We start from the raw sequence: 13467 nt of genomic DNA, 5'->3' as shown, positions 1-13467 counted from the left end.
ATGATACTCAACCAAATACCGACTTGATCTTTTGCGATACCGCCGCACCGAGTATCTTTTGCCCCGCCTCATTAAAATGAACGCCGTCCGGCGTATGCATCTTCTCCATCCCTTCTCGGAGCACGACGGCATACAGGTCGTTCACCGGAACGCCGAGCCGTTTCATGACATCGCTCGCGGCATCGTTATAGAGTTTTACATCGGCATCGGAACGCATCTGATACCCATGCGTTTTGAGATTCCACGCATCGTTCACCGGCGACGTAAGCGCCCATAGCACACTCACTTTCGCATCGCGCATCACATCGACCGCCGCTTCGATGTTCCGTGCATAGACATCGACGGGAAACTGATACCCCCTCGTTTCGCGGTTGCGTATGAGATCGTGAAGCCCCGCATTGATGTGAACAATGTCGGGTCGAAAGTCGTTCATCCATTCGGCGATGCACTCGCGCACATTCGTGCTATGCCGGCAATTCTCCACCGGCGCGAACACTTTCGTCGTGCCGGCGAGCGCCGTACACACCTCAAGCTGATAGCTCATGCGTATCGAGTCGCCGATAAGCAGTACTCGTTTCATGCCGGACTCCTTTCGCACTATAATACGTACTCTGCGCCGGGGCGGCTATGGATAATCGGGAACTATTATGGAGATTCCGCTCATCACATGCCGATCTTCCAAATACCTCCCCATGAACGCCTCGATAGTTTGCCCATTCACGGTTTGTCAACATAACCGTGAATAAAATGGTATTTTCATGACGCGGCACAGCCGAGGTCAAAAAGACACGTAACCGTTCAAACGCTTTCCCACGCTTCATCAAGCCGTCGGAAATTATCCGCAATGGTCTCATCAACGCTTCTCCCCGGGAAAGGCTGCATCTCTACCACGAGCGTTCCTTTATTGTCTTTGCCGATATACCCGATATCGACGAGAATGCGGAGAATTTCTGTAAGCACCGGCACATCTATCTCCCCGCCTTCTATCCCCATCGGCGGATGATTATCGCCGTACCACGGGTTCGATGCATCCTTCATGACGCAATTACCCAGATGCACACGCTTGAGATACGGCGCGACAGTGCGTATCGCTTGATCGAAGGTTTCGTGCATGAGCGGTATATGCGCCATGTCGAGCTCAATGCCGAGATTGTCGATCTTCGGCTCAAGCGAATGGATGAGGTTGACGCATTCCGTCGTCGGCCCCATGAGGAATTTCTTATCGAAGTCGGTATCGAACGGCTCAAGGAGAACGGTTATGCCGCGCTTCTTCGCTTCTGTGCAGAGAAAAACGCAGAAGTCCTTGAACATCGCCAGCGCCTCGGCGCGTTTTCCCGCTGCCGCATCGGCGCCGGAAGCAAAAATCATTTCCTTCGCGCCGACAGCTTTTGCCGCATCGAGCTGATCGATCATGAGCATACGCATGATGCCCTGCTCGTTCGGCAAGAGGCTTGCACACGATAATTTCCTCAGCGGTATCAGATGCGTCGCATAGCACACGGGTTTGCCCGCGCTTGTAACGATGGCGGTCGCTTTTTTTCGTGCATCAGCGCCGTACGGCACACAGCAGTCGAATGTGTCGATGTCGGTTCGTTTGACGAATGAAGCGAGCGTTTCCACGTGAAATGCTTCATCCCCGGTGCATGCGGGATAGAGCATGTGATGCACAAGACCGATCTTCGCGTTTTCGCGGATACTCCCTTTCATTGTATTATCCTTTTACCTTTGCTTGCGCAAGCACTTGTGCACTGAGCTTCATTTGCCAGTATTCGGCCCATACTGAGGTCACGGCATTCCCGCGGAGAACGACCGTGCGGTCATCGGACATGCGAGCCGCGAAGAGCGACCGGAACGCGTCATGGTATGTACCGTCATTAAGCGTTATCGCACAGTATATCTCTTCCGTGATACGGTAGGGCTTTGCCCGTGGCGGTGTTTTTACGATCGCTTTCGCCGCAGCAGCGATACGCGCCGATGTTTCCTGCGCCGAAAAACAAATGGCACCGTTCTCACCGATAGACGTTTTTACCGATACACCGGTCACATGCGGGATGAGTTTCTCCGCTTCGGCAACACCAGCCGAATCGCCCACCATGAGCAGGAGCGGAACATCGAAGTCGCCGGCAATAGCCGCTTCCATTCCGATCTCGCCGACGGAAACGCCATTGAGAACGATATCGCGGATGTCATGCTCGTACGAATGCGGCAAGAGCCCGCCCGGTGTTCCCCACTTCGAGTGAAAGCCGAGGAGTATCAAACCATTGAATGAAGCATCAAGCCCGCCCGCCCAATCCGCACGATACGGGGGTTTGCCGCATACGCAGAACACGTTCTTTGGCATGACGCTAAGATCGATGTTCCTTCCGTAGTAATGCTCGTCATATATCCATATCTCATCGGCACCGCCGGCATTAAGCCCGTCGACAAGCGCGGTAATATCGGACATGAACATGCGTCGTCCGAATTCGAATTCCGATCCGTTCGGCGCTGCCTGCTCGGGGCTTACCACGCCGGTAACGCCCTCGATGTCGCAGCGTATCATGTATTTCTTCATGGTATTTCCTTGTCGGCGGTCAGCCGTTCCTGCCATTAATATATCCGGGCATGCGGTTTGCGGCAATGGATAAAATGGCGGATATATGGAGAATCAGGAAGGCATTGATTTGATTTTCGGAGGGATACCCTGTATAGTACGGGCGATGGCCACTTCATCACAGAACGATGTACACGAGGACGTACACAATCAGATCGTCCGCGGCGTCATCAGGAAAATACCCTTCATCGACTGCGGCGGTTTTGTCGTTACGATCGCCACTTCCCGGCGAAGCACGATACGTGCGGGCGAAAGCGCCCTCTGGCATACGCATCCGTACAACGAATTCAGCTTCATCCGCAAGGGCGAAGTGACCTATCGAACGCATACGGAAACGCTTGCGCGTTCGGCGGGCGATGTGGATTTCTTGCCGACAGGCATCGAACACGCATGGACGATGACGAAGGGCGACTGCACGATAGACAACTTCATGATAGAATTCCATTCCACAGGGAATGTGCAGATGAACAGCGTGATCGCCGGGTTTGCAAAGAAACGAGGGTACACGCTCACGCTTCCCGGCGAGGCGAAGGATCATTACGCATCCATAGACCGCGAGCTTGCATTGCGCGGGCAGTTCATGGAAAAGCGGCTCACGCTCCTCATCTATGATATATTCTATCTCATGCTCCGCGAGAATTTCGGTGAATTCTTCTCCGCTCAGCGGAACGAAGCGGCAGAAGGATCGCTCAGAATATTCCTCGCCGCAAAAGAAATGATAGAAGCGAAGGTCGCAACGAATATCGGCATACAGGACATTGCCCGCGCGCTCTCGCTCTCGCCGCGCTATCTTAATCAGGTGTTCAAGGAAGCGGGCGAACTCCCCTGCGGGAAATATATACAGGAGCGAAGGCTTCGAAAAGCCTATCGCATGATAACCGAGAATCCAACGATGAAGATACGAGAGATAGCGGCAACGCTCGGGTACACCGATGAACTCTACTTCAGCCGCGTGTTCACGAAGCGTTTCTCCCTGGCGCCGAGCGCTGTGCGGGAGAACGATCCGTTCTGACAATATCGAACACCCGCGACATACGTGCTATCGTTTTTCGGCCCCAGCCTCATCAATCGCGAACACTGTGGCAAGCGCACCTTCGGCGAAAGCGGCGCTCCAGCCCCGAACGGTTTATTTCGCAAACAAGAACGACCGATAATTGACCGGCGCTTTCGATTCGCCTATACCTGCCGTAAGCCCCATCCATGATCCGCGGCCCTGACCGTCGTTCTCGTTCACGATGAAGCTCATGGGCATGAGCTTGCCTGCTGCCGGCACCGGAAGATCAAGCTCCTTCCAGGTGATGAACGCTTCGTAGGTCGTCACGCCATTCTCATGTCGGCCTGCGAATTTCATCGACAGCGGCAGCCAGGACTTGGTGGTGTAAAGCGAGGCTTTCGGCCCGTTCGCGCCGATCACCAGTCCGATTTCGCGGTCATTGCCGTCATACACGCCGAGTGATTCCCCCTCATAGTCGAGCGCCAGCTGAATACTGTCTGATTTCCAGTAATCCGGTATGCTGTCGAATGGCACTTCGTGGCGGTCGTCCTTCACGCGCGCGGCGAAGTAAAGTCCTTCTTCATTCCAACCCGCATACGCCTTTACGGACAGGTCGTCCATCCCCTTCCAGGGCGCGTCGGGAGGATAGAGAAAGTTTCTACTGTCAACTCGGATCTCATCAAGTGCCGCCGCCGCCGTCAGACTGCCGTCGATCGTCGGTGTTCTCACATAGCCTGCGCGGAGAAAATCCGTCCGTATCGGGAATGTTTTTTTCATAACGCCCGCATCAAGTGCCAGGGAGACGTCGCTGCCAATTTCAACCGGTGCGGGGAGCGCTATCACCAGCTGCGAATTTGTCAGCGGCGCGAATGAATGCGATTTCCGGACATTGGCCACCGATAGGATGCCGTCAACTCGGTAGTCGACGTTGTTCTGCACTATCGCAGTGACCTCGCGCTCCCTGGAGAAGAACACCTTCTTTAGTGCCAGGGGAGTGAAAGCGGTCACCTTCGCTTTTCCAAGCGCCGCCTCGAGATCATCGGCCTTTTCCTTTGGCGTAACGAGGTACATCGGCATGCCGGTGAACTTGAAATTCATCGACGTCCCGCGCGCGATGATACGGCCGAACATGTTAACCGCATCCGTCGTCGGACCGCTCAGATCCATGCGGTATTCGCCGTCACGCCTGGCCCAGAACGATACAACGCTTTTACCGTCAGCGCGGTCGAAACGCCATGCGGAGACGGATGAATTAATGCTAACCTCACGGACAAAAGCGGAATTGTGCAGCATGAACGCAGTGGACGCATACGCGGATGCGCTCGGGGTAGCGAATACCGGGTGAGGGGAATCATGGAATTTGCCGCCCAACGCTATTCTCTGCGGCATATTGCAGCGAAAGAGACTGTAATCGTCGCCTTCGGAATGGTGAAAGTGGGGTATGAACCAGAATATTTTTTCAAATCCCGGCACGGTTTTGCAGAGAATGAGTCCCTGCGCAACGACGCAGGCATGAAGCATCGTCTGTTCATCGGGGGCCTCGGTGGTTCCGAGGATGGAATAGCCGATCTCCGTTGACCAAAAACGGCGTTGAAATCCGTTCTTCTCAAGGAGATCGCCGACTTCCGAAAACAGCCCGCGCACATTCATATCCTCGAGTGTCTGGATCGATCCCCCCTTCCTGATAATGCGGTTGTGTGAATACGGGTGGCCGCCATAGATGTCCATCGCGCCTTTTATTTTCGGCAGAACGGCTTGCGTGAACTTGAAGCCGCCGGGCACCTTGTCGGTAGAACCGCCTGCTTGTACATGGAAGTCGCGGCCGGAAACGCCGATCGCGATGATCGGCAGTCCCGGCGATACTTTTTCAACCTCTTCCCTTCCGACGCGTATCATGGCGGAATACAAATCCGAGCCGCGTTCGAGCGTGTACCCGGTCTCGTGATACGTCTCGTTGTTGGGCTCATTCTGTATTTCGAGCGCTGCGATCTTCCCCTTATACCGCGTTGCGATCGCTCGCAAAAAAGAACGATAGGTCTCGAGAACATCGGGTACATCAACGATATCCGACATTTCACGCCAATGCGGGGATGTTTTCGCGCCCCACCACCAGTCCACTTCGGGTGTAAGAACCACCTGCATACCGTGGGCGCGCGCCTCATCTACGTGCTGGTCAAGCAGCGACCAGTTGTATTTTTCAGGATCGGTGAAAACACCGCGGCTTAACCACACGAACTCACGAAGGTTTTTAACACCGATACGCTCACACGCCTCGGCATCGAAAAGCCAATTCGCTGTCCCGAAAAAACTGTTAGGATCGTCCCTTCCATAGTTCGGCACCTGGTTCACAACCGCGCAGCCGCTTTGTGTTCTGGCCGTCTTTTTCCCTTTCTCCATTATCCAGGCGTGAATGCCGTAAAAGCGCGGCTCGGCTGTCAGGATGGAAAGTTCTCTGCTCACCGCTTCGCCGGGATTTGAGAATGTGATCGGATATTTCTGTTCCTTGATATTCCCGTCATCGGATACAACACGCACGACCAGTTCAGCTGCCGTGGATTGGGCGACCCGGTTGACTGCCGTGATGCGGTAAAGGGCCTTATCCTTTACAAAGACGACTCCGCCCGGGAGGCTGGTCTCGATCGCCAGGTTGAACTTGTCCTCCGGCCGGATATGGTTCACGACCGCGGTAGTATCCTTGATCAGGAAGTAGCCCTTTCCCGGCGGCGCTTGCGTGCCACGATACATAGCGATAGAAAATGTCTTTACGGGGAATTGGATGATACCGTTACCGGCGCCACCCCAATGATGAGGGAACGTCTCCTTGTCAAACGCCAAATGGATCTTCTGCCAATCATCGGAATTGGCAATTTGCAGCGCATGCTGATGTGTCTGCCCACTCTTATCGCCGAGGCGAACAAATATTTTCGCACGAGGATCACTTGCCTTGATAGAAAACTCCATGCCGACCGTATCTAATAGGCTTGGCATAGCGATACACGTAAGGTTGGCATTGACATTTCCGTCGCCAAGGCTTACCGAGTCAGCGAATGTGTAATCCAACCGGGTTACAATGTCTTTGCCATCCTTGTGACGGCTTAGCGAGGCGATAAGCCCGTCGCGCAGCGCACTCAACTGGAAAACCGGTTCCATACTTTGCGAATCGACGAACAGCGAAACCGGCTTTGATTCTTCTAAAAGCGCAACGCCACCTGATTCTTTACTTCCAGCACCACTTTCATCGGCCGCAAATACCCTGCCGAGATCGGCTTTGGCTAATGCTGCATTCCAAATCCGTACGGTGTCGATTGTCCCCTTAAAAGGTCTTATTGATGACTTGTTCCCGATGGCGATACTGCCATCGATCGTCAGTTCCTCAGGTAGGTCTTTGCCTTGTGTCAGGGGTATGGCCACTCCGCTCGAATTTTCGTACAATGTGTATTCCCGTGCAGAGCCGTCCACCACCAATGCCAATGAAATATTTTTCCCGGGGGTGGGGTCAATCCCAAGTTTGAGCCATTTGATGCCACTCTTCCCACTGGCCGAGAGCAAGAGCACTCCCTGTTGGCTGTAGATCCGGATTCCGGGTGGCAGATCGATGACCGTTCTCGGGAGTTCATCAGCCGTCGCGGGGGTAAAACTAATTTGAATGGTGACTATACTACCGGCAATCGACGGTGCAGTAAAAACAACCGTACCGCCGTGTTTCTCGGTCTTATCGGCAATACCGCCGAGCGTCGCATTGAGGTCGAGAAATCCTTTGTTTCCCTCGCCGCCGAGCTTCGCGGCCTCCTCAGGGATCGGGTTATCGAATTGCGCCTCACCGCCGAGCGTCCCGGTATTCTTGAGATCGCCGTTGAAAAGCAATTCTACTGCGGGTTTGGTCTGAGGAAATATCGATGCAGAGGCGATGGCAATCGATATGATGACAACCGGGAATGATCGCAATGTGTTCATCGCTTTCTCCTCTTACGGATATGCTGAAGTATAGCAAGAGTTCTATTGCCGGTCAAATGTAATTGTCGTCCTATTCCAAGGGGACCGTTTTGCCGCTCGTACTGCTTTCATACGCCGCGTGAACGATGGCAAGCACCGTCTTTGCATCATCGAGCGTGGATAACGGCGCTGCGCCATCGGCTACCGCCGAGATGAAATGCCGCGCCTGATTGACGAATGAACCATCATACGTCACATCTTCATTGATCTTTTTTCCATTTACATACAAAGCATCAGCAATTCGCAAGCTTCCTTTGCTCCCAATGATACGTATTCCCGCGGCATCACCTCCATGATTGCTCCCCCAGTTCTGCACGATGTGGCATATCGCCCCGCTCGTATAGTATGTCTGCACGCTTGCGATGTCTTCATCATTGAGGGTAAGGACGTTCCTCGAGCAGAACGCCTGTACTTTTTGAGGAGCGCCCAGCAGCGCCAATGACTGATACACCTGATGTGTTCCTGAATCCATGAGGGCGCCGCCCCATGACAACGCATGCTTCGAACGCCATGTCCTCTCATTGACGGAATTCTCACCCAGAAATGAGTCGATGAAGCTCGCGTACTGAATTGCGCCAAGCGTTTTATCCGCGATAACACGCTTTGCTTCGATAACGGCGCCGCGATAGGCGAAATTGTGCGCCGGTAAAACGACGAGGCCTTTCTCCTGCGACTTTTTCTTGAGCTCATCGATCTCTCTCGCGCTGTTGACGACGGGCTTTTCGATCAGTACATGCTTCCCGTTCTCAAGCGCGGTCAGTACCTGTCCGTAATGTTCCGGGTTAATGCTCGTTATCACCAAGGCATCGATATCGGGGCTCGCCGCCATCGCTTCGAAACTCTCATAGGCCTTGACACTGTGCTTTACCGCAAAGTCTTCGAGCGCCTTGCGCTGCCGCGCATTATCCGCCGCGGTGCCGTGATAGGAGCGGGTAACGCCCGCCACCAGAGCCCGCGTATCCGACCGGAATCCCTTCAGGTGATACTCCGAAATGAACCCGATGCCGACAATACCGATGTTGAGCGTCATATGATACTCCTTGTAAGCGCTTCCGCGCTCAAGAGCGGGCGGCCGTACAATCGCAGTGACTTGACCGCCCCGCCGAGCTTCCATTCGCCGGCAAAGTCGATACGCTGCAGCCACGGGTTGTAACGGCTCCATCCGAACTGGCGATCATCGCCGCCGTCGCAGAATTTCCCATTGGCGATGAAACTCACGATGCCCGGCCCGCCGTCCACATTGACCACCAGATGATTCTCGATTCCGCTTTTCAGCAAGGGCTCGCTTACGCATCGGCTCTCACACTGGCCGTCGCCCATAAAGAGCTCCAATCGTCCGTCAGCCGTCACGTCTAGTGAGAAACCGTTGCCTTCGCTGTTCATACCATCGAGAAGTATTCCCGATTTGGCGTCCGATCGAAGGCGCAATTCAAAGCCAAAGCCCCTGCGGGTATGTACGCCGCGGCCGTCGGCGGTTTGAAGGTCTTTTTCAAAGAGTACGGGCAGTCCCGGCGCCTTGACGCTCGCGCCCGGTTCCATGCAATTAAGACGGGGAACAGGCGTAGGGATAGGAATTCCTGCCGCCGCGTTCCAGAGCTTCTCAAGGAAGGATTTCGGTATTTTGTGTACCCGCGCCGTGGTTTTCTGAGTTTCGGTCACGTAATATTCGCCGTCAGCCTCTGCCAGATCCGGGTAACTCATTTTGATCAAGGGGTCGTCGTTGTAGAGCAGAATATCCGGCTGGCCCCAGCGGATGATCTTTCCGTCCGGAGAGTCGGCTTCCACGCCTCCCAGCACCCATACGGGGTTGCGGTTATTATAGGCGATCTCGCACACATTGGATCTCGAAGCGAGATGCCTGCCCCCGTGGTTATGGAACCAGTAGAGGAATTTTCCGTTCTCACAGCGCCAGACAAAATTCGCCGCTCGGGGATGTTTGACACGGCTGCCGTCCGGGTACTGCATGTATCGCGGTTGTGTCCAGTGACGTCCGCCATCACGGCTGTACGCCTCGACGGGATGTCCGTCTATCGTTCGGTAGACGGCATAGATAGACTTGTCGCTCAACACAGTGTAACTCTGTTCTTCGGAGATCGGGCCGCCGCCGGGAGGTGTTCTGAGACCGATGTCGCCTTCGGGCAGGGTTTCCCACGTGACCTGCGAAAGATCTTTGGCGGTGAGGAGATTGGGGCTTCTGAGCAGTGTGCCTTCGGATTGGGCAAAAAAACCGCGGCCCATTTTTCCGATCTTGATCAAAGGGACATAGGCGGCGTCATCGATGGTGAACGCGCGGCCGACATTCCAGAAGAAACATATCTTTCCGCCGTAGACATTCTCCCGGTCGCAGTCAAAGAGCCGGAAAGGGATGTCAAAGCGCTTCTTCGACCAGCTTTTTCCATGATCGTCGCTGTATTTAAGAACGAAGTGCCCCAAGGAGTCGACGCGCTTGAAAACGGTTTTTCCGTCGTGGGATTTGACTTCGGGGACACGGTCGGTGTTGTGATTATAGAAAATGAATATACGGCCGGACGGTGCTTTGAGCATTACCGCATACGAGGCCTCGGGGCCATCCGCGGGTTCCACGGCAACGGGCTCGCTCCATGTCTTGCCGCGATCGAAACTTCTCATCGTTACGATGTGCTGACCGGGGTCTCCTTCTTCACCGGAACAGGTGGTGACGCAGCAGACCCAAGCGCCATCGTCGGCAGTGACTATGAAGGGCTGATCCGAATATGTTTTCGTCGGTATGACATTACCGTTTTCCAGCCGCCGCCAGTCGCCCGCAGCTTCTATTTCCCTCGGCCCGCCGGCGGCCACGCAGAAACCGCTGCCTCCGCCGCGCACTTTGACAACCAGACAATTCGTTCCCTTATTGAGCTCGGCTTTGAATTGATGCGCTTTTACGCTGTAGTTATTTGAACCGTTGCCGCCCGGCAGAGTATCGAACGCGGGCTTTCCATTGACCCACCACTGCATCCAGTAGTCGGCCCCGCAGCCGATGGTGGTCTCTCCGTCCGCTAAGCTTTCAATTTCGAAGAACACGTACGCGACACGCTCCGGTATCACCGGTCCGCCGCCGACTGCGTCATGGAGGTCGATCAATTCTTCCGTGCCTACGATCCTGGCTTTGGCATTTGATCCGCCGAGCTCAAGCGATTGCGGGGTTTTGAGGAGTATCCGTGCGGCAGGAGCGGGATCATCCTTGGTAAAAGGACCGAATACGCTTGCCGTCGAGGGCCAAATGATCGAAGGCGCTTTCGCCGCTGGCTTTTGTTTCCCCGAGCTGTGTTTGGTTTTCATTTTTTTTCTGCTCATATCGACACTCCCTGCTGTTTCAGAATACTTTGCACTTCGCTCACATTCACCGTGCGTGCGGTTTTCCCGGTTTTTGCGGCAACAGCAGCAGCGGTGCCGGCCGCCTGCCCGATAGCCATCGCTACCGGCATGAGCCGAAGCAGAAAGGGATGTTCCACGCTTACGGTGCGTCCCGAACCCATGATGAGTCCATCCATGCCCCGCGGCATCAGCGTTCGATAAGGAATATCGAATATGCCATTGGTGAAATCCATCACGGCGTATTTTCCCTTCACGGTGTTCAACTGCACCACGCTCCTCGCGATGCGGTCGTCGAAAGCACTGTTCGTTTCGCGCATGGCATTGGTGAACACGAAATCACCGTCTATCCAGCGCGACCCGCGTATGCCCGGATAATCCGCGGTCTGTGACACATAGGCGTGTTCGAAGCCGGGAATATATTTATTGAAGAGCTCGGCGACCTGTTTCGCCATCGTGCGCCCATCGGTGATCGCGTGCGAAATATCGCCTGCGTTGACTCCCCGGGGCAGATCGGTCATGCCCGGGATAATGCACACGCTCTTGTTGCGTTTCACGCCGATGAGCTGGCAGTGCTCCAGCGAATCGTACACGCCTGAGGTCTTCTTGAAATCGCCGAGAGCGATAGCCCGCTTCATCGCGCTCAGTTCGATGAATGAGGCGTGCGGATACATGAACGTGCCGAGCGCGCGATAACTGGCGAGCGCCTCGGCTGCAGTCCAGTTCACATCCAGATAATCCGGGTATTCGCCCGGATGCTTTTCCAGATATGCAACGAAATCCGCTATCTCTACATTGCCGAAACGGAAGCAGAAACTGTGGCGGCCCCAGGGCATTACGGCATGCACCGGCACACCCGCATGGAGCGCCACGGCGGCATCGCCGGTAGCGTCGATGACGGTTTTCGCCAGTATCACTTCTCGTCCGGATGCGCTTTCGATGATGAGCCCGCTCAGGGTATCGGCATTTTTAACCACGCCCGACACTACGGTGTTGTATTGCACCGTAACGCCGGCCTCCGTGAGCAGGCGGTCGAATACAAGCTTTGCCGATTCCACATCATATAGGATATGACCCTTGTGGTCATGCCATTTTTTTCCGTAACCCTCCGCCTCAGCCAACGCATCCGCTATTTCCAGGGGGATACCGGTAATAGCGAGGCGATGATCGGCAGTATAATAGCAGTTCAATACCTGCGTAACGAGACATGCTGTGGCCACACCGCCGGTATAACTGCTGCGCTCTATCAGCATGGTCTTGGCGCCTGCCCGTGCGGATGCAAGTGCCGCAGCGATGCCGCCGACACCGCCGCCCGCAATCAGAACATCGACGGAAGCCAGCACGGGGAACTCATTCGGTTCATTTACTTGCATGTTCTGCTCCTTGATGGTTCGCAACTATGATAGCCATGCGGCGAACAAAAGGGAATGGAATATTCTATGAATCCATGGATTAATCATCGTTTCCGGGAGACTGCCGCAAAAATATAGAACAGGGGGCATCCCTCGACTCGCTTCGACAGCGCTCAGCGCAAGTCGCTCGGGAACCATGACCCCTTGTTCTCAGCTATTTTGATGAAATTTATTTATTTCGTAAATACGAACGACCGGTAATTGATCGGCGCTTTTGCTTCACCGATGCCCGGAGTAAGCCCCATCCATGAGCCTCGGCCCTGCCCGTCATTCTCGTTCACAATGAAGTTCATCGGCATGACCCGGTTGGTATATGCCGCGGGGAGATCGAGGTCCGCCCAGCGTACGAACAGCTCATAGCGTGTGAACGTGCCGTCGCGCACTGCGGCGAAGCGGCAGGTGAGCGGAGCGACACCTTTCTTTTTTGTATAAACATACGGTCTCGGCCCGTTCTTGCCGAGCACAAGGCCCAACTCGCGGTCATTCTCATCATACCCGGACGTCGATTCGCCGCCGCTGTCAATGGCGAGTTGTATGCCGTCGGATCGCCAGAAATCTGTTACTGCATCGTAGGGCGCAAAATGAGTGTCATCCTTCACCTCGGCCGCAAAATACAGCCCCTCCTCGTTCCAGCCGAAATACGCAGACATGGAAAGATCATCTGCCCCATGCCATGGCGCATCATTGGGAAAGAGGTTCGCGCGGCTATTTAAAACGACCGGAGAAAGTCCCGCCGCTGCGGATAGCGCTCCGTCGATAGTCGGCGATGCCACATACCGAGCGGCCAATAGATCGCCTGAGATCGATGCCCGTTTGGTGACGCCTTGGGCAGTGATCGTACATTCACGCGCCTGACGCGGCTGCATCGGCTGCGCCAGATCAAAGGTAACGGACGACTCGCCTTTTTCGATACGTCTTGTGATCGACGCTCCGTCGATCGTGATCGAAACATCTGCCGCAGCAGAGAGCACATTATCGACAACAAGCCCTGCCTTCGATGTCGAGACAAGGAAGGTTTTTTTGATCGCAACCGGCGTCATCGCCAGAAGTTTTCCCTTCTTAAGCGAATCTTCAAGCAGATCGGCATCGGAAAGTGATGCCGTGATGAACGCGGGAATAGATGAGAACGGCACGGAGAGCGA

9 protein-coding genes are annotated in these 13467 nt (G+C 54.8%); 1 reads left to right on the top strand and 8 read right to left on the bottom strand.

All coding sequences use genetic code 11. From position 1 onward, the window contains the following. Positions 1 to 7: 7 nt before the first annotated feature. The 3 genes from AABZ39_13365 to AABZ39_13355 all read right to left on the bottom strand — a co-directional run bounded on the left by AABZ39_13365 (position 8) and on the right by AABZ39_13355 (position 2554). A complete protein-coding gene (locus tag AABZ39_13365; protein ID MEK6795764.1) occupies positions 8 to 580 on the bottom strand; it encodes an SGNH/GDSL hydrolase family protein in 573 nt (190 codons plus the stop codon). Positions 581 to 798: 218 nt separating this feature from the next. Next, positions 799 to 1707: a sugar phosphate isomerase/epimerase gene (locus AABZ39_13360; GenBank protein ID MEK6795763.1), complete on the bottom strand. Its 909-nt coding sequence runs from the start codon at positions 1705 to 1707 to the stop codon at positions 799 to 801. 4 nt (positions 1708 to 1711) lie between these two features. Beyond that, complete coding sequence (locus AABZ39_13355; GenBank protein ID MEK6795762.1) at positions 1712 to 2554, bottom strand: M55 family metallopeptidase; 843 nt, start codon at positions 2552 to 2554, stop codon at positions 1712 to 1714. A 145-nt stretch (positions 2555 to 2699) separates the two neighbouring features. Between AABZ39_13355 and AABZ39_13350 the strand changes: the two genes are divergently transcribed. Beyond that, the gene (locus tag AABZ39_13350; GenBank protein ID MEK6795761.1) at positions 2700 to 3605 is read left to right on the top strand and encodes an AraC family transcriptional regulator; all 906 of its coding nucleotides are present in this window, start codon (positions 2700 to 2702) and stop codon (positions 3603 to 3605) included. 114 nt (positions 3606 to 3719) lie between these two features. Here AABZ39_13350 and AABZ39_13345 read toward each other — a convergent pair whose 3' ends face one another. From AABZ39_13345 to AABZ39_13325, 5 genes are all read right to left on the bottom strand, one after another. Beyond that, positions 3720 to 7541: a sugar-binding protein gene (locus tag AABZ39_13345; GenBank protein MEK6795760.1), complete on the bottom strand. Its 3822-nt coding sequence runs from the start codon at positions 7539 to 7541 to the stop codon at positions 3720 to 3722. A gap of 70 nt (positions 7542 to 7611) precedes the next feature. Continuing rightward, positions 7612 to 8610, bottom strand: coding sequence for a Gfo/Idh/MocA family oxidoreductase (locus AABZ39_13340; protein ID MEK6795759.1), 999 nt, complete (start codon positions 8608 to 8610; stop codon positions 7612 to 7614). Continuing rightward, positions 8607 to 10895, bottom strand: a complete 2289-nt coding sequence (locus AABZ39_13335) for a sialidase family protein (protein ID MEK6795758.1) — start codon at positions 10893 to 10895, stop codon at positions 8607 to 8609. Before AABZ39_13335 ends, AABZ39_13340 begins: the two co-directional genes overlap by 4 nt. Further along, on the bottom strand, positions 10892 to 12286 hold the full coding sequence (locus tag AABZ39_13330) for an FAD-dependent oxidoreductase (GenBank protein ID MEK6795757.1): 1395 nt from the start codon (positions 12284 to 12286) through the stop codon (positions 10892 to 10894). Before AABZ39_13330 ends, AABZ39_13335 begins: the two co-directional genes overlap by 4 nt. Before the next feature lie 212 nt (positions 12287 to 12498). Beyond that, a partial coding sequence (locus AABZ39_13325; GenBank protein ID MEK6795756.1) for a sugar-binding protein occupies positions 12499 to 13467 on the bottom strand: 969 nt, incomplete at its 5' end.

Source organism: Spirochaetota bacterium (assembly GCA_038043445.1).
In the GTDB taxonomy this organism is placed as follows: Bacteria; Spirochaetota; Brachyspiria; order Brachyspirales; family JACRPF01; genus JBBTBY01.
Note: the sequence above shows the minus strand (reverse complement) of the source record. Positions and strands in the feature narration are given on the sequence as shown.

What these genes read in the sequence shown, in the direction of transcription:
- AABZ39_13340 (MEK6795759.1), bottom strand. Translation starts at nt 8,610, where the DNA reads ATGACGCTCAACATCGGTATTGTCGGCATCGGGTTCATTTCGGAGTAT.
- AABZ39_13350 (MEK6795761.1), top strand. Translation starts at nt 2,700, where the DNA reads ATGGCCACTTCATCACAGAACGATGTACACGAGGACGTACACAATCAG.
- AABZ39_13345 (MEK6795760.1), bottom strand. Translation starts at nt 7,541, where the DNA reads ATGAACACATTGCGATCATTCCCGGTTGTCATCATATCGATTGCCATC.
- AABZ39_13330 (MEK6795757.1), bottom strand. Translation starts at nt 12,286, where the DNA reads ATGCAAGTAAATGAACCGAATGAGTTCCCCGTGCTGGCTTCCGTCGAT.
- AABZ39_13355 (MEK6795762.1), bottom strand. Translation starts at nt 2,554, where the DNA reads ATGAAGAAATACATGATACGCTGCGACATCGAGGGCGTTACCGGCGTG.
- AABZ39_13365 (MEK6795764.1), bottom strand. Translation starts at nt 580, where the DNA reads ATGAAACGAGTACTGCTTATCGGCGACTCGATACGCATGAGCTATCAG.
- AABZ39_13335 (MEK6795758.1), bottom strand. Translation starts at nt 10,895, where the DNA reads ATGAGCAGAAAAAAAATGAAAACCAAACACAGCTCGGGGAAACAAAAG.
- AABZ39_13360 (MEK6795763.1), bottom strand. Translation starts at nt 1,707, where the DNA reads ATGAAAGGGAGTATCCGCGAAAACGCGAAGATCGGTCTTGTGCATCAC.